Source organism: Xanthomarina sp. F2636L, assembly GCF_026410195.1.
Lineage (GTDB): Bacteria > Bacteroidota > Bacteroidia > Flavobacteriales > Flavobacteriaceae > Xanthomarina.
In genome coordinates this window covers 1-23,232 of sequence record NZ_JAPMLM010000055.1, presented here as the reverse complement: position 1 = coordinate 23,232, position 23,232 = coordinate 1, and the positions used below count along the sequence as shown (strand labels likewise).

Annotated in this window: 22 protein-coding genes and 1 other RNA gene; 13 read left to right on the top strand and 10 right to left on the bottom strand. The window is 30.7% G+C overall.

Translation table 11 applies throughout. The annotated features are described in order from the left end of the window. Positions 1 to 12 precede the first annotated feature (12 nt). The 5 genes from OS191_RS01135 (at position 13) to OS191_RS01115 (ending at position 4,273) form a co-directional block, all read left to right on the top strand. Complete coding sequence (locus tag OS191_RS01135) at positions 13 to 846, top strand: sugar nucleotide-binding protein (protein ID WP_267153870.1); 834 nt, start codon at positions 13 to 15, stop codon at positions 844 to 846. A gap of 54 nt (positions 847 to 900) precedes the next feature. Beyond that, on the top strand, positions 901 to 1,191 hold the full coding sequence (locus OS191_RS01130) for a 4a-hydroxytetrahydrobiopterin dehydratase (RefSeq protein ID WP_267153869.1): 291 nt from the start codon (positions 901 to 903) through the stop codon (positions 1,189 to 1,191). Positions 1,192 to 1,345: 154 nt separating this feature from the next. Further along, positions 1,346 to 2,068 carry a YebC/PmpR family DNA-binding transcriptional regulator gene (locus tag OS191_RS01125; RefSeq protein WP_267153868.1) on the top strand — a complete coding sequence of 241 codons (723 nt, stop codon included), beginning with the start codon at positions 1,346 to 1,348 and terminating at the stop codon, positions 2,066 to 2,068. Positions 2,069 to 2,087: 19 nt separating this feature from the next. Beyond that, positions 2,088 to 2,699 (top strand): hypothetical protein, encoded by a 612-nt coding sequence (locus OS191_RS01120; RefSeq protein ID WP_267153867.1) that lies wholly within the window; start codon positions 2,088 to 2,090, stop codon positions 2,697 to 2,699. Between the two features lie 104 nt (positions 2,700 to 2,803). Then, positions 2,804 to 4,273, top strand: coding sequence for a carboxypeptidase-like regulatory domain-containing protein (locus OS191_RS01115; RefSeq protein WP_267153866.1), 1,470 nt, complete (start codon positions 2,804 to 2,806; stop codon positions 4,271 to 4,273). Between the two features lie 221 nt (positions 4,274 to 4,494). On the opposite strand, the gene OS191_RS01110 is transcribed toward OS191_RS01115, so the two are convergent. From OS191_RS01110 to OS191_RS01090, 5 genes are all read right to left on the bottom strand, one after another. Continuing rightward, positions 4,495 to 5,043 carry a 1-acyl-sn-glycerol-3-phosphate acyltransferase gene (locus OS191_RS01110; RefSeq protein ID WP_267153865.1) on the bottom strand — a complete coding sequence of 183 codons (549 nt, stop codon included), beginning with the start codon at positions 5,041 to 5,043 and terminating at the stop codon, positions 4,495 to 4,497. Between the two features lies 1 nt (position 5,044). Next, positions 5,045 to 6,127, bottom strand: coding sequence for an iron-containing alcohol dehydrogenase family protein (locus OS191_RS01105; protein ID WP_267153864.1), 1,083 nt, complete (start codon positions 6,125 to 6,127; stop codon positions 5,045 to 5,047). Between the two features lie 26 nt (positions 6,128 to 6,153). After that, positions 6,154 to 6,858 (bottom strand): HAD family hydrolase, encoded by a 705-nt coding sequence (locus OS191_RS01100; protein ID WP_267153863.1) that lies wholly within the window; start codon positions 6,856 to 6,858, stop codon positions 6,154 to 6,156. Between the two features lie 27 nt (positions 6,859 to 6,885). Continuing rightward, on the bottom strand, positions 6,886 to 7,614 hold the full coding sequence (gene kdsB / locus OS191_RS01095) for a 3-deoxy-manno-octulosonate cytidylyltransferase (protein ID WP_267153862.1): 729 nt from the start codon (positions 7,612 to 7,614) through the stop codon (positions 6,886 to 6,888). 115 nt (positions 7,615 to 7,729) lie between these two features. Then, positions 7,730 to 9,157, bottom strand: coding sequence for an ATP-dependent DNA helicase (locus tag OS191_RS01090; RefSeq protein ID WP_267154282.1), 1,428 nt, complete (start codon positions 9,155 to 9,157; stop codon positions 7,730 to 7,732). Positions 9,158 to 9,280: 123 nt separating this feature from the next. Here OS191_RS01090 and OS191_RS01085 point away from each other — a divergent pair, with 123 nt between their 5' ends. Genes OS191_RS01085 through rsmD form a run of 3 tightly spaced genes read left to right on the top strand, consistent with a single transcriptional unit; the run spans position 9,281 to position 11,377 of the window. Next, the gene (locus OS191_RS01085) at positions 9,281 to 10,015 is read left to right on the top strand and encodes a hypothetical protein (protein WP_267153861.1); all 735 of its coding nucleotides are present in this window, start codon (positions 9,281 to 9,283) and stop codon (positions 10,013 to 10,015) included. Continuing rightward, positions 9,978 to 10,820, top strand: coding sequence for a DUF3822 family protein (locus tag OS191_RS01080; protein ID WP_267153860.1), 843 nt, complete (start codon positions 9,978 to 9,980; stop codon positions 10,818 to 10,820). The genes OS191_RS01085 and OS191_RS01080 overlap by 38 nt, the downstream gene beginning before the upstream one ends. Then, positions 10,820 to 11,377 carry a 16S rRNA (guanine(966)-N(2))-methyltransferase RsmD gene (gene rsmD, locus OS191_RS01075; protein WP_267153859.1) on the top strand — a complete coding sequence of 186 codons (558 nt, stop codon included), beginning with the start codon at positions 10,820 to 10,822 and terminating at the stop codon, positions 11,375 to 11,377. The genes OS191_RS01080 and rsmD overlap by 1 nt, the downstream gene beginning before the upstream one ends. 45 nt (positions 11,378 to 11,422) lie before the next feature. On the opposite strand, the gene rnpB is transcribed toward rsmD, so the two are convergent. Further along, an RNA gene (gene rnpB, locus OS191_RS01070) (RNase P RNA component class A) lies at positions 11,423 to 11,730 on the bottom strand. A gap of 238 nt (positions 11,731 to 11,968) precedes the next feature. Between rnpB and OS191_RS01065 the strand changes: the two genes are divergently transcribed. From OS191_RS01065 to OS191_RS01055, 3 genes are all read left to right on the top strand, one after another. Then, positions 11,969 to 13,720 (top strand): DNA polymerase III subunit gamma/tau, encoded by a 1,752-nt coding sequence (locus OS191_RS01065; RefSeq protein WP_267153858.1) that lies wholly within the window; start codon positions 11,969 to 11,971, stop codon positions 13,718 to 13,720. A gap of 88 nt (positions 13,721 to 13,808) precedes the next feature. Further along, positions 13,809 to 14,381, top strand: coding sequence for a hypothetical protein (locus tag OS191_RS01060; RefSeq protein WP_267153857.1), 573 nt, complete (start codon positions 13,809 to 13,811; stop codon positions 14,379 to 14,381). 32 nt (positions 14,382 to 14,413) lie between these two features. Further along, positions 14,414 to 14,995, top strand: coding sequence for a MiaE family protein (locus OS191_RS01055; protein ID WP_267154281.1), 582 nt, complete (start codon positions 14,414 to 14,416; stop codon positions 14,993 to 14,995). Between the two features lie 195 nt (positions 14,996 to 15,190). Here OS191_RS01055 and OS191_RS01050 read toward each other — a convergent pair whose 3' ends face one another. From OS191_RS01050 to OS191_RS01035, 4 genes are all read right to left on the bottom strand, one after another. Further along, positions 15,191 to 15,718 (bottom strand): porin family protein, encoded by a 528-nt coding sequence (locus OS191_RS01050; protein WP_267153856.1) that lies wholly within the window; start codon positions 15,716 to 15,718, stop codon positions 15,191 to 15,193. A 99-nt stretch (positions 15,719 to 15,817) separates the two neighbouring features. Then, the gene (locus tag OS191_RS01045; protein WP_267153855.1) at positions 15,818 to 16,723 is read right to left on the bottom strand and encodes a Ppx/GppA phosphatase family protein; all 906 of its coding nucleotides are present in this window, start codon (positions 16,721 to 16,723) and stop codon (positions 15,818 to 15,820) included. A gap of 1 nt (position 16,724) precedes the next feature. Continuing rightward, positions 16,725 to 18,800 carry a polyphosphate kinase 1 gene (ppk1, locus tag OS191_RS01040; protein WP_267153854.1) on the bottom strand — a complete coding sequence of 692 codons (2,076 nt, stop codon included), beginning with the start codon at positions 18,798 to 18,800 and terminating at the stop codon, positions 16,725 to 16,727. 165 nt (positions 18,801 to 18,965) lie between these two features. After that, entirely contained in the window at positions 18,966 to 19,451 is a 486-nt protein-coding gene (locus OS191_RS01035) for a SixA phosphatase family protein (protein WP_267153853.1), read from the bottom strand. Positions 19,452 to 19,924: 473 nt separating this feature from the next. Here OS191_RS01035 and OS191_RS01030 point away from each other — a divergent pair, with 473 nt between their 5' ends. Continuing rightward, complete coding sequence (locus tag OS191_RS01030) at positions 19,925 to 20,434, top strand: hypothetical protein (protein ID WP_267153852.1); 510 nt, start codon at positions 19,925 to 19,927, stop codon at positions 20,432 to 20,434. 30 nt (positions 20,435 to 20,464) lie between these two features. Then, the coding region (locus OS191_RS01025; protein WP_267153851.1) for a SprB repeat-containing protein at positions 20,465 to 23,232 on the top strand (2,768 nt) is incomplete at its 3' end.

Here is a 23,232-nt window from a genome sequence, read left to right as displayed (position 1 = left end):
TTAGAGAGAGATATGAAAGAAAGAGAAGATAAACATCGGATATTAATTCTAGGTGCAAGTGGATTTTTAGGAAATGCCATTTACAAAGAGTTATGCTCCTATTTTAATACTTTTGGCACCTACAAAATATCACGTCCTTTTTATGAAAAAAATAAACACTTTTTTCAATATAACGTTGAAGAAGATGATGTTTTTGAAATTTTAGAAGCTGTAAAACCAACCATTATTATTTCAGCATTACGAGGAGATTTTTCGGCTCAAGTCATTGCGCATTCGCATATTTGCTATTATTTAAAGGCACACAGAGAATGCAAAATCATTTTTCTTTCATCTGCCAATGTATTCGATGGTTACAGTAAATATCCCAGTTACGAACAAGACAAAACCTTAAGTCATAGTATTTATGGGCATTTCAAAATTAAAATTGAAAACATGCTCATGCGTTTACCAAAAAGACAAATAACTATTATTAGATTACCTATGGTTTTTGGTTTGCATTCGCCTAGAATTCAGGAATTAAAAGATTCTTTAAGTTCAAAAGAACCCATTGAAGTATTTCCAAATTTGGTTATAAATGTGACTTCAGACACCAAATTAACACAACAAATTCACTATATGATTAACCGAAATAAAACAGGAGTTTTTCATTTAGGAAGTACGGATTTGGTCCATCATGACGATTTTATAGCAGAACTTATAAAAAGTTTAGGACGCTATAGTCCAACTTTTAAACAGGTTTTTACCACCAACGATGAACGTTATTTGGCGGTCTTACCAAAAACTAATTTATTACCTAAAAACTTACAGTTAACAAGTCAGGAGATTATAAATGAGCTGCTTGTTTAATTGATAATATCATCTAAAATCATTAATTTTATTGATATTAAAAAATCGAACATCATGAGTAAATTATCAGAACAAGACATAGAAAAAAAATTATTGCGTTTCCCAGATTGGGAGTATTACGAAAATGCTATTCACGCTGAATTCGAATTTGACAACTTTAGAGACTGCTTTAGTGCTATGAGTAGAATTGCTTTTGAATGCGAAGCTTTAAACCATCATCCCGAATGGACTAATATCTATAACATCCTTTCCATTTCCTTATCAACACATGATGCTGATGGGGTTACAAACAAAGATTTTCAGTTAGCTGAAGCTATTGAAATGATTGTGGAAGTACAAGAGTAAACTAGTATCCAGTTTACAATTACAGTTATCAATACCAATATTTAGAAAAAATATATTTAAGAATTATCTTCATACAATCATTCTCAATTATCATATTTTTCTAAATTTGTCTCAATAATTTTTGAATATTAAACTTTAAACTTTGAATTAAGAAATGGGAAGAGCTTTTGAATTTCGTAAAGCGCGTAAAATGAAACGTTGGTCTGCCATGAGTAAAGCATTTACTCGTATTGGTAAAGACATAGTTATGGCAGTAAAAGAAGGCGGTCCGGATCCTGCAAGTAACTCAAGATTACGAGCAGTGATACAGAATGCCAAAGCTGTAAACATGCCAAAAGACAATGTAGAACGTGCTATTAAAAAAGCAAGCGACAAAAGTCAAGGCGATTATAAGGAAGTTATTTTTGAAGGATATGCACCTCATGGTATTGCTGTTTTAGTAGAAACAGCTACAGATAATAATACCAGAACCGTTGCTAATGTGCGTAGTTATTTTAATAAATGTGACGGTAGCTTAGGCACTTCTGGATCTGTAGTTTTTATGTTTGACCATACATGTAATTTTAGAATTCCAGGAGAAGGATTAGATCCTGAAGAATTGGAATTGGAATTAATAGATTTTGGAGCTGAAGAAGTTTTCTTAGATGACGATGGTATTTTAATCTACGCCCCTTTTGAAAATTTTGGTGCCATTCAAGCTGAGTTAGAATCTCGGGAGATTGAAATTCTCTCTTCTGGTTTTGAACGCATTCCACAAGTCACCAAAAAATTGAATGATGAAGAAATCGCAGATGTAGAAAAACTTCTTGAAAAATTAGAAGAGGATGACGATGTGCAGAACGTATATCATACTATGGAAGAAAGTTCTGAAAATTAAAGTAATTTAAACTCTTCTTTTGAAATATCTAAAACTACTATTTATCTCTACTCTGTTAACCTGTTTTGTTCCAAAAAACACATTTGGGCAGAATGCTAATAAAAAAGTGAAATATGCAGATGCCAAAGGTGTGTATATTTCTGAAAAAAGATTCAATGAATGTTTAAAAGCAGGATATCCCACTACAACAATTGAAGAAGATAGAATTATTGTTCATTTTCTAAGTCGGAATTATTTTGAAGGTAAATTGACTCAAACAGAAAATGAACAAGTTCGGTTAATGGTAGAAAAGATTGTAGGCAAAGACATTGATAGTAATAAAACCATTGCTATTCATTTATATAAAAAAAATGATAAACAGCTACAGCGTGATATCAAGTATAAAAGATATTGGAAATGGATCAAGAAAAATCCAAACAGAATTGAAGCTTTTTTAATAGGCAATAAAGATTCTGGTATTATCCCAAATCCTGAAAAACATGTTTATGTTGATTCATATAATTTTTTAAACAATACGTTTTTCAATAATTCAGAATTAGATTATAATCATTTAGCATTTAAACCTGATGGTACTTATAGATTATTTCTGGGTGAATACGATATCTTAGGAGTTATAGATGGAACTTTCTAAAATAAAATTCATAAATATTTCTAAAAATCCTAAACAAATTGTTTGGGATTTTTCATCTTTATAGGAAACAAATCAACAAGTCAATCGTTTTAAAAATAAAACACATGCTTAAAAAGTCACTATCTATCTTATTTATTTTAGGTTATATCTATTCCGGATTTGCACAGCAAGTTTCAGGTAAAGTTGTTACTAAAACTAACGAGCCAATTCCTTTTGCTACCATTCAAATTGGTCCAAATTATGGTGTTATTACAAACGAAGAAGGTAGTTTCTCTATTGATACAGAAGGTTTTAAAGCCTCAGATTCTGTGCATATTTCTTGTATGGGTTTTGAAAAAATTGGATTTGAACTTCAGGAGTTTTCTTCTAAAACATTTAAACTAGACGAGCAAGTTAACGAGCTTTATGAAGTGTATTTAACCAATAAGCCTTTAACCATAGATTCTATAATGTATTATGTAAATAGAAATCTAAAAAGCAATTACAAAAACAATCTTGTTACTTATGATATTTTTAGCCGAAGAACGGAATATATTATTGGGAAAGATGCCGATTTTGAGATAGACAAATCTACAGGTTTTAAAAAGAAACAACTAGAAGCTTTTAACAAGGATTTTGACGCCTTAGAAAGATCCTTACTAAACAACAAGTCTAAACAATACACAGAGTTTGTTGGGAAATTGAATATTAAAGATGTTGAAAGCTCTAAACTGGAAGTGGATAAAGCCATTAGGTTATTAGACGAACGCAACGACCAATCTGTTGAAAATTTGGCAGAAAAAGGCCAAGAACTTATATTAAAGCATTTAGATAAAGATAAAATATATACCGTAAAATCTGGATGGTTTAAAGTATCAGATTCAGTTTCATTAGATGAGGAAAAAAATAATAAAATGGAAGACACCATTAATTCTTTAAAATTTATAAGAAACATGGTTCAAAAAATGGTTAACGATCATGGGTTTTCTTCAAAAACTATTTTAAACTTTATTACAGATACCAGAAAATATGAATATGAAATAAAAGACATTACGTTTATAGGTTCAGAGATGGTATATGTTATTGAATATGCTCCTAGAAGAGGTTCGGCAGATTTTGAAGGAACCTTTTATGTATCGAATGAAACCTTTGCCATCCTTAGAGCTGATTATAAATTTGCCAAAGGAAGAATAGGTGAAAAACTAAATTTAAAACTTTTGCTTGGGATTAAATATATAGAACAAAACAAACGAGGTTTTGTTATTTACAAGAAACATAAAGATGGCTATTATTCTCCAAATTATATGACAGATCAATTGGACAGATATTTTTATGTAGATAGACCTATAAAATTTAAAGACAATAACAGTAGAGAAAAAGTATCTTTCGATTTTAAAGTAGAAGGCATATTTAAGGAAAAGAATGAGATTTTAGTCATGGGAGAAAAAGATATCACGCCATCTGAATTTAATGCTACAAAAGAAAAACGTAAAATTGATTATGAAACTCTTAAAGCATTTAATCCAAATTATTGGAAAGACTATAATGTGTTAGAGCCTTTAAAAGAAATGAAAGAATTTAAGGTTGTAGACTAGACTAAGCTTTAAATTCTCAGGAGCCGTTTAAATAATAACATTTCCTGATTTTATTTCTAATTTAAGAGAGTATTTTGAGATCTTTATAAAAAATACAAAAGCTACTTAAAAAATTAAGTAGCTTTTTTGATATTAGTAAATGTTTCTTTTTAGGGACAAAAGTTTACTTTATGTTTCATTTACTAAGTTGTTTAATAAAATCAAAATGTGTGCCGAAGTTTCTATGAATACTCAGGAACTTTACCTACAACGCCTTCAAAAAATTGTTTCATTAATTTAAAATCGGCTTCCATATCATCTGTTGGATAAAAGGGTTCAGAAATTTTATTTTGTTTATTTTTAAAATCAAGAGTAAACATAATTATTGGCACATTTGCAGCTTTGGCTATATAGTAGAAGCCTGTGCGCCACTCGGTTACTTTTTTTCTAGTACCTTCTGGCGCTATATTTAACCGGAACTCTTCATCTTTATCAAAAAGCTTAGCTATGGCTTCTACTTTATTTTGTCCAGAAGTTCTATCTATAGCTCTTCCTCCAATAGCTCTCATATAATAACCTAAAGGCCAGCTAAACAATTCCTTTTTAGCAATAAAATTAGCTTTAATTCCAATTACTTTTCGTAAGAGCAACCCAATATAAAAGTCATGCCAGCTAGTATGTGGAACAGCTATTAAAACGGCTTTCTTAATAGTATCTTTAGACATGTTGGTATTCCCAACTAGTTTCCAACCTAAAATCTTAAAATAAATAAATTTAGCAAGTTTCTGCATCTTACATTTTAAGGTAAAGTTCTTTTAGCTTGCTTCTTGTTATGGTTTTTTGCCAATGTTTTCCAAGTGCATTTTCCCATAAAGGCTCTAAACTTAAGGCTACATCAATCATAATATCGAATTCCTTATCAGATAATTTTGAGCAAATTCCTTGTGGTAATTTAATTTGATGTTTGTCTTTCATTTTCTTAAAAAGTTTTACACCATCTGGATAAAATTCTTCTAAATGATCGAAAACAATACAATTACCAATGCCATGTTTTGTACCAAGTAAATAGCCTAAACCATAACTCATGGCATGTGCAACACCAACTTGCGAATACGCAATACTCATCCCTCCATGCCAAGAAGCCATCATAAGTTTGTCTTGAGCTTCTTCTTCAGTTAGGTTATTATCTAAGAATAATTCAACACAAAGATCGTATGCCTTTTCTCCATAACTTTTACTAAATGCGTTTAAAAAGGTTCCGTTTAAAGATTCTATACAATGAATATAACAATCCATTCCTGTATAAAACCATTGATCTACAGGAACATCTTTAGTTAATTCTGGGTCTAAAACTACTTGATCGAAAGGTGTGAAATCTGAATTAATCCCTAATTTCTTTTCTGGACCAGTTAAAACGGTAGTTCTTGAAACTTCAGCACCTGTTCCAGAAATGGTAGGAATTCCAACATGGTAAATGGCAGGGCTTTTAACCAAATCCCAACCTTGATAGTTTTTAGATTCTCCTTCGTTGGTAAGCATTATGGACACGGCTTTAGCTAAATCCAAAATAGTACCTCCCCCTATTCCAATAATTCCAGACGGAAGTGCTTTATAATTTAGTATAATCTCTTCAACAAGATCATCTACTTGTGAGGTTTTAGGTTCTTCGTTTGCAGAAATATAATATATTTTATCATCATATGCCAAGGGAATTCTTGAGGTTACCCAGGAATTACCTTGAAAAACATCGTCCACAATATAAATAAATGGTGCTTTTACGTTTAGTCTTTTAGGGGATAGAATATCTCCTAATTGATTAAAACTGCCTCGTCCAAAAACCACTTTGGACACCATTGGGAAATTTTTATAAGTCATGAATTCGTAATACTATAATTATCTAATTAGTTTAATAATGGTAAAATATCCAACAAACCAGCTACGGTTTTATAGGTTTTACCATTGGTCTCTTTCTCGTTCACTTGTTCGTGTGCCCAAGTTGTATGAAATGGCACATGAATAGCATGCGCTTTAATATTTACTAAAGGTAACACATCAGATTTTAATGAATTTCCTATCATTAAAAATTCTGAAGGTTTAATATCTAAATGATTTAAAAGTTTTGAATAATTAGCTTCTTGTTTATCAATTAAAACTTCAATATGATGAAAATAATCCGTTAAACCAGATTTTTCTAATTTTCGTTGTTGGTCTAATAAATCGCCTTTTGTAGCTAAAATAAGTCGGTAGTTTGTTGATAGATTTTTTAGCACTTCTTCAACTCCATCAAGTAATTCTACTGGTTTATTTAGCATGTCTTTTCCTAAATCTAAAATGGCTTGTATTGTTTTGTTTGACACTGTATTATTAGACAATTCCAAAGCCATCTCTACCATAGAAAGCACAAATCCTTTAACTCCATAACCATAAAGTGGTAGGTTTTTCATTTCCTTTTTAAAGAGTTCCTGATCTATTTTGTTTAAGGTTTCATATTGAGATAATAATTTGGCAAAACTTTTTTCAGCATCTCGAAAATAAGTTTCGTTTACCCAAAGTGTATCATCTGCATCAAAGCCAATAACTTTTATATTCTTGTATTCTTTAATCAATTCAAATCTATTTTTAATAATAGCTCTTTATTTCCAAAGCCTTTTTGCTCGTTCCAAATCTTCTGGAGTATCTATTTCTACACCTTGAACATCGGTCTCCACCATTTTTATTTTTTTGCTATATTCTAAATAACGAATACATTCAATTTTTTCTGATGCTTCCAATTTTAACATGGGTAATCTGTAAAAATCTAATAATGCTTCCTTCCTAAAGGCATAAACACCTTTATGTTTGTGGTATTTAACATTGACGGTTTCGTCTCTTGGATATGGAATTGGACTACGTGAAAAATAAAGCGCAAAATTGTTCTTATCTACAATAACTTTTACTGTATTTGGATTTTTAATTTCGTCCCAATCTGTAATATGAACCATTAAAGAAGCTAAATCGATTTCTTTTTTGGTATCGTCTTTAAAGACTTCAATTAATTTTTTTAAGGAAGAGACTTCGGTAAATGGCTCATCTCCTTGAACATTTACAACAATATCGATATCCATAAATTCGACTGCTTCTGCAATTCTATCGCTTCCACATTCGTGTTCTTTTTTACTTATAATGGCTTTTCCACCATGATTTGTAATTTCATCGAAAATAATCTGACTATCGGTTACCACAAAAACATCGTCGAACAACTTGGTATTTACAGTAGCTTCATAAGTTCTTCTAATAACAGATTTTCCTCCCAAATCTTGCATAAGCTTGCCTGGAAAACGTGATGCACTATAGCGTGCTGGTATCATGGAGATTATTTTCATCTATAAATTTACATTGTTATTTCAAAAATAGGACTTTTAAAAGATATTTAACCTCTAACTTGATTGAAACTTTTTGACTTTTTAATAATCTTTTAAACTCTAGGGATAAGGTGATTTATTCTTCGGTAAAAAATTCATTCTGAAAACCTATCAAATAAAGCTTTTCTTTAGCACGAGTCACTGCTGTGTACAACCAGCGTAAATAATCTTTTGTAATGCCTTCTGGTAGATATGGTTGTTCCACAAATACCGTATTCCATTGTCCTCCTTGAGATTTATGACACGTTATGGCGTAAGAAAATTTAACCTGCAACGCATTAAAATACTTATTCTTTTTGACACTTAAAAATTTTTTATAATTACTAGTTTCATTTTCGTAATCTTTCATCACTTCTTGATAAAGTCTGTTAGAGTCTTCATAAGTAAGCGAAGGCGTTTCAGCTGAAATAGTATCTAAAAGCAAAACGGTTTCAAAGGGCCTCATTCTAGGATAATCGACCATTCGAATTTTAACTTCAGCAAAACGAAAGCCATATAAATCAATAATATTAAATATTTCTAAAACTTCAATAATATCACCATTGGCTATAAAACCTGCTTCGGTTGTAGGTTTTATCCAGAAATAATTATTTTTTACTACCATTAAATAATCTCCAGTAGTTAACTCATTTTCATTAAATAAAATCCGGGTTCGTATTTGCTCATTATACAAATTGGCACGCTTGTTACTTCTAACAATTATGGCAGTTTCTTCATTTCCTAATTGACTATAAGCATCATTTATGGCATCCATAATTTCATAACCATCAACAAGTCTAACAATATCTGTGTAAGTATTTAAATTAAATTTAAAAGTGTCGAAAAAGGTATCTGTAAGTGCTTCCCGTAAATTTGTGGCATTTACAAGAATTCCAGAATCTTGTTCTTGCCTAACAACTTCATCTAACTCCATTTTAGTAACCTGCTTATTGTAATTAAGCGCTAAGGTATTTGAATCTAATGCTGGGCTTAAATCTAATTTAACAGGAGGTAATTGCGCTGTATCTCCAATTAATAACAGCTTACAATTAAATCCAGAATACACATATTGTATTAAATCGTCCAACAAGGAGCGATTTTCAGAAAATTTAGATTCATTTGGAGCATCTGGAATCATAGAAGCTTCATCTACTATAAATATGGTGTTTTTATGTTTATTTGGTTGTAAAACAAATTTAACTCCACCACCTTTTTCTTTTTTTGGAAAATATATTTTTTTATGAATAGTAAAAGCTTCCTTTCCTGAATAATTAGAGATGACTTTGGCTGCCCGGCCCGTTGGAGCCATTAATACAGCACTTTTTTTTATCTTCCATAAATTATTAACAATAGTCCCAATAATAGTTGTTTTTCCTGTACCTGCATACCCTTTTAATAAATAAAGTGCATTTGGGTCTTTACTAAAAACAAACTCCGAAAGTTGTAATAAAACAATTTCTTGTTTTGAAGTTGGTTGGAATGGAAATTGCTGTTTTATAAGAGAATAAAATTCCGAAGGGGTCATGAAAGATGTTAATTTATTAAATTTCATCAAATATAGGAATGATTTTTACGTCCTTTGGTTTTTACGATTAAAAAAAAATTGTAGATTTGCGTTATACCTTAATAAAATTTAATAACTGACACTATGTTTAAAATAATTCTTATAGCTGTTGCTGTAATAGTAGTTACAATTGGTTTAGTATGGCTAATTGACAAATTTATTCCTTCTAAATTAAAGCCAGTATTAACTATTGCGCTTTGGGCATTAATTTTCTATTTAGGATATTTAACCTATATGTCTATTTTCGAACCTATTCAATTTAACAAAGTAAAAAATAAACGTTACGCTGCAGTTATTGAAAAGCTTATTGACATAAGAGATGCCCAATTAGCTCACCAACAAGTAACAGGTAAATTTGCTCCTAATTTTGAAGACTTGGTAAAATTTATTGATACTGCTCAATATACCATTACACAACGTAGAGATTCAACTGTTATAGATGAAGAAATGACTAAACGTTATGGTGGTGTTGAAATGACAAAAGAACTTAGAATTATAGATACTTTAGGTTTTAAAGCTGTTAGAGATTCTTTATTTAAAAATTCTGACAGATATAGAACCATGATGAATGTACCTGCAACAGATGCTAAATTTGAAATGAAAGCTGGCTTATTAGAACAAAACGATATGAAAATTCCAGTTTTTGAAGCTAGCGTTAAGAAAAGTGTTATTTTACACGATCAAAACAAAGGCTTAATTGCTCAGGAAAATCAAGTTATTGCTGTTGATGGAGTTAATGGAGATGCTTTACGAGTAGGATCTATGGATGAAGTTAAAACCAATGGAAATTGGCCTAAAACTTATGGTGACAGCGAATAAATCAGAAAATATATCAACTAATTTAGATTTGTCCATTCAAATAAGTTTGAATGGACTTTCTTTTTGTATTCTAGATACTGTTTTAAATACCATTACTTATTTAAAACATTTTGAAAAAGAAAAAAAACTGTCCCCTTTTGGTGCTCTAGATTTTTTAAAACAACTTTTTAATACTGAAAAGGAGCTTCAAAATAACTTCAATAAAGTACATGTCGTTTATGTAAACGAATTGGCTACAATTGTTCCTAAACCTTTATTTAATGAAGACTATTTAGCAGATTATTTAAAGTTTAATTCTAAAATTTTAAAATCGGATTTTATTGTATACGACAATCTAGAAATCAATGATAGTGTGACTGTTTACGTTCCTTACGTGAATATTAATAATTACATTTATGAGACTTTTGGCAGTTTTACATACAATCATTTTTCCTCTATTTTAGTTGAAAAAATATTACAGATTGAAAAACATGCTGACGATGTTAAGTTTTATGTTCATGTCAACAAAGACCACTTTGAAATTGTAGTTTCCAACCAAGGAAAATTAATACTTTTTAACACCTTCGATTATTCCAGTAAAGAAGATTTTATTTACTACATCTTGTTTACCATGGAACAATTAGGGCTAAATCCTGAAAAAACAAACCTCGTACTTTTGGGAGATATTGATAAAGAATCGAACTTATTTACCATATTATATACATATATTAGACACATAAGTTTTGGAAAACGCTTAGATTCTTACCTTTACACTAACAAACCAAAATCGAATTATTCCGATTTTGTTTTAATACAAAGTTTTTAATGCGCATTGTTTCTGGACAATATAAAGGCAGACGGATTACTGCTCCAAAAAAACTACCTACTCGCCCAACAACGGACATGGCTAAGGAAGCCTTGTTCAATATTCTTAACAATCAGTATTATTTCGACGATGTCTCAGTCTTAGACCTCTTTGCTGGCACTGGAAACATCAGTTACGAATTTGCTTCTCGTGGCACCACAAATATTACTTGTGTAGATCAAGATTATGGTTGCATTAAGTTTATAAACGAAACAGCTAGAAGTTTCGAAATGCCGTTGCAAACTATAAAAAGTGATGTGTTTAAGTTTCTAGAAAAAAACACACAAAAAGCGCATATTATTTTCGCAGATCCTCCTTACGAATTTTCAGACGAGGATTTTATTAAAATCCCTGAACTAGTTTTTAAAAACAATTTACTGGAAGAAAATGGTGTTTTAATTGTTGAGCATTCTAAGCACACTAATTTATCTAAGGTTGAAAATTTTAGTTATTCAAAAAGTTATGGTGGAAATATGTTTAGTTTTTTTGAATTAAAAAATGCAAATGAGGAAGAATAAATTGTAAAAACAAGTCCCAAATAGAATACACTAAATGGGATTGTTTATATAAGCAAATCTATAAGCCGAATTCTGTACTCAAAAAAGAGCCCTTATCATTTATCTGAGTGTTTTGTTACCAAAACACTTTAGCTGCCTACCCTCCAACATCAAGCGTGCAGCCTTCAATCGTTGGTTTACATGACATTGCACCACATAGAGTTTACCTGGTTTCACTACAGCATTACCTGTACATACTTTCTGTTGCACTTTTCCTAGCCTCACGACTGGTGGCCATTAACCACTATGTTGCACTTTGGTGTTCGGACTTTCCTCCATTCGACTAAACGAACAGCGATAAGGCGATTTACTTCCTGCAAAAATACATAAAAGATATAAGTGTCTCTAGTTATATTCACCAAAAGTAAAGTAGATTTTAGATTATTTTACAAACTAAAGAGACCCCTTTTATAGTTTTATTTTTTAAAGGTGATTTTTGTTAATAACTCCTATTAAATTTAAATAGGAATAGTACTTATTTTAAACCTTATTTTTAACTTTGTTACTTTAGCAGTTATCTTAATTAGATTGCTAAAATAAATTCAGAAAAAATTGGAACACTTTGTAGTATCTGCACGTAAATACAGACCTCAAACATTTAAAGATGTTGTGGGACAGCAAGCTATTACAAACACCTTACTGAATGCTATTGAAAACAATCATTTAGCGCAAGCACTTCTGTTTACTGGACCTCGTGGGGTTGGTAAAACAACCTGTGCTCGTATTTTAGCTAAAATGATTAATAGTGATGGTACAGAAAAAGAAGATGAAGATTTTGCCTTCAATATTTTTGAATTAGATGCGGCTTCCAACAATGGCGTGGACCAGATAAGAGAATTAACCGATCAAGTTAGAATTCCCCCACAGGTTGGAAAATATAAAGTATATATTATTGACGAGGTTCATATGCTTTCTCAAGCTGCTTTTAATGCTTTTTTAAAAACTTTAGAAGAACCACCAAAACATTGCATCTTTATTCTTGCAACTACCGAAAAGCATAAGATTATCCCAACCATTCTTTCACGCTGTCAGATTTTCGATTTTAAACGGATTTCTGTAAAAGACGCTAAAGATTATTTAAAATATATTGCTAAAGAACAAGGCGTTCAAGCTGAAGATGATGCACTTCATATTATTGCCCAAAAAGCAGATGGAGCCATGCGTGATGCTCTTTCTATTTTTGATCGTGTGGTCAGTTTTTCTGGAAAAAATTTAACCAGACAAGCTGTTACAGAGAATTTAAACGTTCTGGATTATGAAACCTACTTTACAAGTACAGATTTAATTTTTGAAAACAACATTCCAAGTTTACTAATTCAGTTTAATAGTATTTTGGCAAAAGGTTTCGATGGACATCATTATATTTCAGGACTAGCCTCCCACTTTAGAGATTTGTTGGTTTGCAAAAACTCTGAGACCATCGAATTATTAGAGGTTGGTGAAGAAACCAAAGAAAAATATCTCATTCAATCACAAAAAGGGTCTCAAGCTTTTTTAATGAAAGGCATAGAGTTGGCTAACGATTGCGATCTGAAGTTTAAATCCAGTAAAAATCAACGGTTACTTGTTGAATTATGCCTCATGCAGCTTGCCTCTATCACTTTTGATGGAGAAAAAAAAAATAGCAAAAACTTCATAATTCCTGCTAGTTACTTTATAAAAAAAGGAATTAAACCTGTTCCTGTTGCTATTCCTGAAAAACAACCAATAACAGCTCAAGAACCTAAACAACAATCGTATACTAGCGTTTCAACAAACAAGACAAATACTCCAGATAACTCAGCAAAGACGGTTTCTGAACCTGAAAAAACTAAAACTCCAAAGATTTCATTAAACAGTGGAAAAAAAGCCACTTCTGGTTTGTCTTTAAAAAGCATTAAAGCCAAAAAGGAACATCAAATAAAACAGATGGAAGTGGTTGTTGATGAAGAGAATTTACCAACAGATTCTTTTACTAATGAAGAATTCATGTCACATTGGAACAGCTTTATAAAACAATTGGAGGAAAGTGGACAGTTTAATTTAGCTTCTATTCTTTCTATAGATACGCCAAAAGTAAAAGGTACAACTATTTATTTAGAGTTTCCAAATTCTACAAACAAAGTAGAACTTGAGCGTCAGCAATACGATTTGATGATGTTTTTGAAAAAATCTCTAAACAATTACAATCTTCATTTATCTATTGATATTAATGAAGAAATGGAAAAACAATATGCATATACAGATAGAGATAAATACGAAAAGTTGCTTGAAAAAAATCCAGCTATAGAAAACTTAAGAAAAATGTTTGATTTAGATATTTAATCTAAAAAAGAAATTAATACTAGTTTACAAACTCAGAAAATAGATAAGGAAATAACAAGATTAGATACTTAATTTAAACAGGAAATTTATGGGAAAATATATTTTTACACTTGTACTTATGTGTATTGGGATTGCTTCTGTAAGTTGCGATGGAAGATATCGAGTTTATAAATCTAATACGGATATTTTAATAGAAAATAAGTTATTAGATTCCTTTTCTGAAAACATCACTTACATTCCTGAATCTTATACAGAAGTAGTTACAGACACTATTTTAAGTAATGGTTTCCATATAAAAATGAAAACGTATTCTAATATGGAAAAAAGTGTTTTATATGAATTTAAACAAGACACCATAAACTTTAAAGAATATCATAGAGAGTTTATTTCTGAAGTTATAATTACTAAGAACTCTAAAGAAGTTTTTAATAAAATAGTTGACAAACAGTTTTTCGAAATCACAGAAAATCTACATTTAAAAAATTCTATTGTGAAATTAATGGTTGATGAATCCTCATCTGTTAAAAACAACAGCATGATACTTTCTGCCATGATTCAGACAACAGATAGTAAAAAAATACGCTTTTACGATATTATAATAGATGCTGAAGGCACCTACAAACTAAAAGAAGCAAAAGAACTTTACGCTTATACTAATTAGTTAATTTTAAAGCAATGACAAAACAAAAAATCATGCTAGGTTTAAAGTTGCCCACAGATCCACGTTGGGTAAACATAGTAGAAAAAAATATTGAAGATATATTAACAGATCATGCTTATTGCGAACAAAAAGCAGCAAGTACAGCTATTTCTTTAATAGTAGGTTTCCCAGAATATACAGAGCTAGTTCAGGAAATGATTGCTTTGGTTAAAGAAGAAATAAGTCATTTTAAAATGGTTCACGATCGTCTCTTAGAAAACGGTTGGACTTTAGGTCGAGATAGAAAAGACGACTATGTTTTAAAACTAATTACTTTTTTTCCAAAAGGAGGTAGCAGAACGACACAGCTTGTACATAGATTGCTTTATGCGGCTTTAATTGAAGCCAGAAGTTGCGAACGTTTTAGATTACTTTCAGAAGAATTGGAAGATAAAGAATTAGCCGAATTTTATCGAAAATTAATGGTAAGTGAAGCCAATCATTATACGATGTTTTTAGGCTTTGCTAGACAATATGGAGACCGAAAAGAAGTAGATGAAAAATGGCAAGAACTCCTTGATTTTGAAGCTGATATTATGAAAGACTTGGGAAAAAAGGAAACCATTCATGGGTAAATTATATTATCTTTATTAATCAAATCTACTCATATGAAAAAATACTACATCATTTTTCTCTTTCTTTTTAGTTATTTCAGACACAAACAGTAAACAACAAATTTTAAAATTTATTAAAAATTAAAGCTTAATCTTAAAAACAAAAAACTCCAATATGTTGCCATATCGGAGTTTTTTGTTTGATATATGTAATATTTAAATCTTTACACCAACACCTATTTGAATGTTGCTATTTTTAGCCTCGTAAGTGGATTCGGTATCAAGAACATTTGTAAATCCGTAGTGGTATCTAGCATCAATAAAAATATCACTTGTTATAAAAAATTCTAGGCCTCCAACCATAGAGAATGCAAAGTTTTTACTGTTATCTTCATGTTCCCAGACTTTAACCCCAGCCATTGGTCCAGCTCCAATTAAAAATCTTTCGCTAAATCTATATTTCATTAATATAGGTATTTGAATATAATCTATTCGTAAATCTTTGTCTTTAGCTCCTTCGGCAGAAAATTGAATTTCTGGTGCAATAGCAATGGTTTTAGACAGATCGTATTCTCCAAAGAATCCAATTGCAAAACCATTTCTATGGGTATTGTCAAAAACTGGGCTTGGTTCAAAATCTAGATTAGAAATATTTAATCCTGCACGAACTCCATACATGCTTCCTTGTGAATACGTCAAGGTTGAGCAGATGACAAAAGCCAAAATAAAAATTGTTTTTTTCATAATAAGATATTTTAAAAAAAGTAGTTTCGGGTTACTAATGAGGCTAATATATATGTTTTACTGAAAAGTGATATATATTAAAGATTAAATGTATAGTTTTTACTGTGTATTGCTTGAAACCGTGTCGTGATAGATACTTTTTATAATTCCGTCAGACAAACCAATTTTTGGAACATAAATATCTTTGGCGCCACTCCATTTCATAGAGGAAAGGTAAATTCTAGTAGCAGGAATAATAACATCTGCTCTATCTTGGTTTAAATCTAATTCTGTAATTCGTTCTTCATAAGAATAAGACTGAAGTGTATTATAGTAAGAAGTTAAGTAGAAGTAAGTTAATGGTTTGCCTAAAGATTTTCCTGAAATTTTAAATATTTTATTTATGTTTCCTCCAGAACCAATAACATCAATTTTTTCGTAAGCTTCTGTATGCAATTTAATCCATGCTTCAAGCTCGTTCCATGTTTCTTTTTTAACAATATCGTTTAACAACCTAACAGTTCCAATTTTAAACGATTTAGAAGTTATAGATTCTCCTTTACTAATAACTGTAAACTCACTACTTCCTCCTCCAACATCTACATAAAGATAAGTTTTGTTTTTATCAATATATGAATGTAAATCTGTTGCTGCAATAATAGCTGCTTCTTCTTCACCTTCTATAATATCTATTTTTATGTTGGTTTCTTTGTAGACTAATTCAGAGATTTCTTTTCCATTTACTGCTTCTCGCATGGCAGAAGTTGCACAAGCCTTGTACTTTACAACATTGTGTGTTTTCATTAACAACTTAAAAGCTTTCATGGTGTCGATAATTCGATCTTTATTGTAATCTGAAATAGTTTGCTCTAAAAACACATCACCTCCTAGACGAACTGGCACACGAACTAACGAGCTTTTCTTAAATCGAGGCTCTTTTCCTTTTTCTTCAATAATGTTTGCGATTAATAGTCTAACAGCATTGGAGCCAATATCTATAGCTGCATATTTTTTTATGGTAAGCATATTAATTGTCAAGTTTTTTTAAGTAATAATCGTATAAAGCAAATTGCGACCTAACTTTTGGTGCTTTGCTTTTTCTATATTCATTTTTTTGAGATGCGTTAAGAATTCGGGCTTTTACATTATCGCTCCAAGAGATATTAAATGTTTCGATAAGTTCCTTTTTAATGTCTTCGTCGTAAATAGGACAGCTTACTTCTACTCTATTTTCAATATTTCTCGTCATAAAATCTGCTGAAGAAATATAGACTTTTGGGTCGTTATTATTACAGAACATATAGAGTCTTGTATGTTCTAAAAATTTATCGACAATACTAATAACTTCAATGTTTTCACTCATTCCTTTAACTCCTGGAATTAAACAGCAAATACCTCGAATTATCATCTGGATTTTAACTCCAGCTCTACTAGCTTCATATAATTTATCGGCCATTTTAAAGCTAGAAAAACTGTTCATTTTTAATCTAATATAAGCTGGTTTTCCTGCTTTCTTATTTTGAATTTCAGCATCAATAAGTTTAAAAAACTTTTTTTGTGTATAATGAGGCGAAGTTATAATATGCTTATAGGTATAGATTTTATAGTTTATTTCGAAGAAATTAAAGACTTTATTAATATCCTTTAATATTCTTTGATCTGAAGTAAACAAGGTATAATCTGTATAAATTCTTGCAGTAGATTCATTAAAATTTCCAGTGCTTATAAATCCGTAACGTTTTAATTTAGTATTCTCTTCACGTTCAATAACACACATTTTACTATGTACTTTTAGACCTTGAACTCCAAAAATTAAATTAACACCCTCATTTTGCATTTGTTCGGCATAATCTATGTTTGCCTGTTCATCAAAACGCGCTTGAATTTCTATAGAAACAGTTACTTTTTTACCGTTTTTTGCAGCATTTATTAAAGAACTTGCTACATGTGAAATTTCGGCAAGTCTATAAATAGTTATTTTAATGGTTTTAACTTTTGGATCTAATGCAGCTTCTCTAAGAAATTTTACTACATAAGCAAATGTTTGATAAGGAGCATATAGTAGATAATCTTTTTTAGCTACACTATCGAAAATACTAGCTTCAAGACTTAAATTTTTTATAGGTAAAGGATCTATTTTAGCATAAAGTAAATCTGTTCTCCCCAAACTTGGAAACCCCATATAATCTCTTCGGTTATGATATCTTCCACCTGGAATAATGCTATCATGAGAATCAATACCCATTTTAGTCATTAAAAAATTTAAAGTTTCTAGATCTATGGTTTTATCATAAACAAATCTTACTGGTTCTCCAATTTGCCTGTGCTTAACACTATCTGAAATTTTTTCAATAAAACTCTTACTCAAATCACTTTCAAAATCTAGTTCGGCATCTCTAGTAATTTTAATCATATGTGCCGAGATACTATCGTATTTAAAGATATTAAAAATATCGTCTAAACAATAGCGCAATAAATCGTCCAACATAATAATGTAGCTTTTACCATTTTGTTCTGGTAAAACCACAAATCGATCCATGGTTTTTGAAATTTCAATTAAAGCATATTGAAAATTTTTATCGTTATTTAAAGCCATTTTTACAGCCAAATATGATGCACTGTCTTTTAAATTTGGTAAATCTATTTCATTGCTTAAAATAATAGTAACTAAAGCTGGACTAACCTTTTGAATAAAGTATTGTTTAATGAATTTATGCTGACTTTTCTCTATCTCATCTTCTTTAATGATAAAGATATTTTCCTTCTCAAGCTCTTTCTCTATATTGCTTAAAATCTTTAAACTCTCACTTTGTTTTACTATAACAATTTGTGTTATTTCTTCAAGAAGTTCTTTTGCTTTAATACCACCTAAAACACTTTTTGCATCTTTACCAGCCTCTATAATACGTTTAACAGTTGCATATCTAACTTTAAAAAATTCATCTAAATTGTTTGAGAAAATTCCTAAAAACCTTAACCTTTCAATTAAGGGTACATTCTTGTCGGCTGCTTCCTGTAGTACTCTAGCATTAAACTGCAACCAGCTAATCTCTCTATTAATATAACTATTATTAGGTTTTTCAATTTTTGTCATTAATAACATATTTAGATATTACAAATATATTCTATTAGTATCAAATACCGAATAGATTAAACGCTTACTTATTTTTAATAATCAAAGACTATCTCTTTAAAAACTATATGTGGTTAAACAGAAAAAAGCATTCTATAGTAAAGCTTTTTATTACGAAGTGATGAATAATTTATATTACCTTAAATCTCTTGGAAACAATATTTTAACCGTTTCTCCTTTATAAATATATTTCCAAGAATCAACATGAAATTCTATAACTACAAGTCCACTAGTTGGCACATTATCGATATATCGATCTCCAAACATATTTACAAAATTGGTAATGGCTTCATTATGTCCAAAAACCATTAAAGTTTGAATATTGTTGTTTGTGTTTTTGATTGTTTGAATGAGATTTTCTCCAGAAAAATCATATAGGTTTTTATCAAACTGAATTAAGTTAGAACCTATATTTAGTTTGTCAAGAAAAATTTCAGACGTTTTTTTTGCTCTTTTAGCTGTACTAGAATACACTTGATCCGGCATAAAATTAAACTGCTTAAAATTTAACGAAACAAGCTTAGCATCTCTAACGCCTCTTGGTTCTAGGCCACGATCATGATCCTTTACACCATCCTTCCAAGAGGATTTAGCATGTCTAACAATAATTAATTTTTTCATTTTTCACGATTAAATGCAATTTTTATCGACAAAGTGTTGTGTATGTCGGACATATGACTTATTTTGGCCACAAATAAAGTAAGCTACTATAAAACTAAATAAATAATCATTAAATATTAAATAAATGAAATGCAATTTTTAGAAAATTTTTTAAATCTTAGAATTTAAGAAATAATACGTTCGGCTAATTATTATATTTCATCGACGAAGTGTTTGTAAAAAGCCTCTTAACGAATATTTAAGTTATTTAACATTTATTTTTGATTTGGTTAAAGAATCGCTATTTATTTGTTACGTAAGCTATTAATTAAAAATGATCCCAAGTCAAAAAATTAACTTAATCCATTATACACTGAGAAATCGGTGGACTTCCCTCAACAATTGTACAACATATTGTATTACAAGAAATTAAGATAAATTTAAGGATTTTACATTTTTATTATTTAAGGTTTATAAATTAAACTTGAAAAATTATGAGAAAAATTATTAAACGAACGTTTTCAAACTTTCTAATGGTTTGCGCGCTATCAATTTTCTTTTCTGCCAACAGTTTTGCACAAGAGAATATTCAAAGAATTTTCGATGAAAGTTCCAACAACAATAGCAATTTAAGAATTTCGGGAAGCATCCCGAATGAATTACTGCACGGTAAAAATCCTACTATTTATATAGAAAACTCAAGTATTCTTAATATTACTGGAGATGAAAGTCCTAAAGTTTTAAAACTTTTAGATGCTAGCTCTTATAGTTTATTACAAGATAATAATAGACTATATAACAATGTTGAAGTTATCACTATAACTTTAAATAGATTATCCGATTTGAATAACAGATTGGATTTATCTACAATTAACGGGTTCTCATCCTTAAGATATGTTTACGTTAAATGTATGTTTGATTGTTCAGATCAACAAATACGAAGCTTTCTTTTAAATGCAGATTCTGTAACAACCGTATTCTATAAAGTTGTAACCCAGTCCTAAATTATATTATAATAATTAATTATTATACAAATGAAAAAACTATACGCTATTAAAATTCAGGCTAATAGAAATATTCTAAAACTAGTATTATTAACGGTAATGTTATTAAGTGCTAGTTTCTATAGCTACAGTCAAGTTAGAGTTCCTTTTGCACCTAGGACTTCCGATTTCACACCTGGTCAAACGGTATATAATATTAAAGGTGACTTTACTATGATAGGAAATACCAACCTAACTTTAGTAAATTACAATAATAATTATAATAATAGTAACAGGGACATGGAATTTGTTGATGTGGATGGAATTGCTTCTACAGTTAACTCCTCTTCGTCTACACTAACATTATCTAATGAAAACGGAGCCGATCCCGAATGTTCTAATATTGTTTATGCTGGTCTTTATTGGACAGGCAGAAATAGAGGAAGTAGTTTTACAGATTTACAAAGAAGAACTGTAAAATTTAAAGGTCCCGGACAATCTTACCAAACATTAGTAGCGGATGCAAGCGATATTAGATATCCAGGAGATGGAAATATGTTTGCTGGATATAAAGAAGTAACAACATTAGTTAGAAATGCTGGTTTAGGAGAGTATTTTGTTGCTGACATGGCCTTAAGTGAAGGTGATGGTGGAAGTACCGGTTATTATGGTGGCTGGGGAATGGTTGTTGTCTACGAAAATTCTAAAATGGATTGGCGTGATGTAACTGTTTTTGATGGTTATGCCTATGTGGTTGGTGGAAATGCAAGTCACACTTTAAATGTCTCCGGTTTTAATACAGTACAACAAGGAGATGTTAATATAAAACTTGGAATGATGGCTGGTGAAGGAGATGTTGGTATATCTGGAGATTATTTCCAAATATTAAGACAATCTGACAATCAATATCAGAGTTTAAGCCACTCTGGAAATAGCCCTACAAACTTTTTCAATTCGTCTATACAGACTGGAGGAAATCCTAGAAATATAAACAGGCAAAATAATACAGGTTTAGATATTGCTATGTTTGATGTTCCTAACCCCGGAAATGCTGTTATATCAAACAACCAAACTGCTACTCAATTTAGATATGGTTCTACTCAAGACACTTATATTATCTATAACGTTACCTTTTCTGTTGATGCGTATATCCCAGAGTCGGAAGGATTATTGTCTGCTAATAATATTAATGGTCTACCTCCTGTAGCACCATATGTTGTACAACCAGGTGATGTTGTAGAATATGGAGTAGAAATAAGAAATAAAGGTACAGAAGCAATTGAAGATGCCAGATTGGTTATTCCAATCCCTTATACATCTCAATATGTTCCAGGTAGTATTAGTTATAATGAATATAATCCATTATTTCAAGCTTCACCTCCTTACTATTCACCTACTGAAGGTGCAACTGGAGCTATTGTATGGGATATATCTAATATTCCTTTGAATCCTGCCAATTTAAACGAATTAATGGCAGATATTACTTTCGAACTGTCGTCTACTACTGATTGTTCCATTTTAATTAATAATAATTGTGCCCCTAAAATTGTAATTGTAGGTGGTAATATTTCTGGAACTGGAACTATTTCCGGAACTGATTATTCATTACCATTAATTCAAGGTTATCAACAAAATGGCACTTGCCAAGGAGAACCAAATACTGATCCTATTGAGATTGATATAGACTCTGATCAATATATTATAGATAATTGTACAGATGTTTCAGTAGAAAGAGAATTCTTTTATTGCGATTTTGAAGGAAACTCTATTCCTGTTTCAGCTGTTTCAGGAAACTTCCCTCCTGGGTCAAGATTTTACGATTCTTACCCCGTTACGGATTCTTCAATACAATATAATGTTAGCAATCCTTTTCCTGCTACAATTGGTATAACTACTTACTATGCTGTACCTCCAGGAGATACAGGCTGTAGTTATATTTTTACTATTGAAATAACTGAAATTACTACGGTACCTACTGTAGCAAATGTTGTTTACTGTTTAAATGAAACAGCAGTTGCTTTAACAGCAACACCTACAGATCCAGATTATATTCTTTTATACTATTTAAATAACAATCCTGGCTCTCAAGGGCTATCATCTTTAATCCCTGATACGGATGTAGCTGGCACTTTTACATATTATGTAGCAGAAGGGCCAAGTAATTCATGTGTTGGAGACAGAGTTCCAATCACAGTAACTGTTTATGATGAAATTACAATAACACTTGAAAGTTTAACTAATACCACATGTTCAAACACAGATACTGGAGCTATTGATATTTCTGTTTCTGGCGGAACTGGTAACTATACTTATTCTTGGAATGATACAACTAATTCAACAACTCAAGATCTTTCTGATTTAGCTGCAGGTTCTTATACAGTTACGGTGAATGATGATAATTCAAATTGTACCGCAACTGCTACTTACGAAATTATTACTGAAGATAATGATGCTCCAACTATCGTTGCTCCTGATGGGTTTACAGTAGAAGGATGTACTTCTTCAGATATTACTGTCGGTGATTTTACAGCATTATCTTATAATGAAACAATAACAACTATAACCGAAGCTGAGTTTTTAGCGGAAGGTGGAACTTTTACTGAAGATAATGTAGCTAGTATAACATATCAAGATAGTTCTTCTGGTTCTTGTCCACTTATTGTAACAAGAACATATATTATTACTGATGATTGTAGCTTAACAGCTTCTGCTACTCAAATAATTACTATTCAAGATACAACAAGTCCAGTATTTGATGCTGCTCCGGCTGCTGTTACTGTTGAGTGTATCGATGATGTACCAGCCATGACAGACCTTGG